Origin of the sequence: Flavobacterium plurextorum, assembly GCF_002217395.1 — a bacterium.
Lineage (GTDB): Bacteria > Bacteroidota > Bacteroidia > Flavobacteriales > Flavobacteriaceae > Flavobacterium > Flavobacterium plurextorum.
In genome coordinates this window covers 1-582 of the sequence record NZ_MUHD01000063.1, presented here as the reverse complement: position 1 = coordinate 582, position 582 = coordinate 1, and the positions used below count along the sequence as shown (strand labels likewise).

Annotated in this window: 2 protein-coding genes; both read right to left on the bottom strand. The window is 27.5% G+C overall.

Translation table 11 applies throughout. From position 1 onward, the window contains the following. Window positions 1-88: 88 nt before the first annotated feature. Window positions 89-376 carry a hypothetical protein gene (locus tag B0A81_RS21515; protein WP_089059921.1) on the bottom strand — a complete coding sequence of 96 codons (288 nt, stop codon included), beginning with the start codon at window positions 374-376 and terminating at the stop codon, window positions 89-91. Then, window positions 377-582 (bottom strand): hypothetical protein (locus B0A81_RS21710; protein ID WP_165768112.1); only part of this gene is annotated, 206 nt, incomplete at its 5' end.

Sequence of the window (582 nt, the reverse complement as noted above, 5' to 3'; positions counted from 1 at the left end):
AGCGAGACGCTCGCGCCAGCAGTAGGGATTTCATTAAGATATTTTATTCTTAATTAGTTCTTTATTTTAAATAATTGCCAATCTTCATTTATAAATCTTTTACTTTTTTATAATATTGATCATTCTCTTTTTTAATTAAAAAAGAACTTTCTTCTTCGTCTGAAGTACAAGTGCCGTCTCCAGTGTATTTTAATTTCAAACCCTCTTTGTCTTTAACAATTGCATAACTACCTTCACAATATCCTTCAAGTGAATTTTTTGTTCCTATACTTAAAATGACGTCAGAAGTTTGAAATTCAAAATAAAAATTAATTTCAATTGGATCGCCTGTCTCGACACTTACAACTTTAGTTTTAATAAAATAACTTCCCTTCATCTACCCAATTTCTTGCTTTTTTGACAATTCAGCTACAATTAAAAATTCTGATTTCCATTTTTTATATTGTGAATCATTTTCATCTTTTATATTCAAAGTGTTAATATTTTTCCAAAATCCTCCTGTCCACTTATAAATCGATTGTTTGTAAGGAAAATGTGGAAAATATGGAACATCCATTTTATCATTATGTGTTAAATATTTTT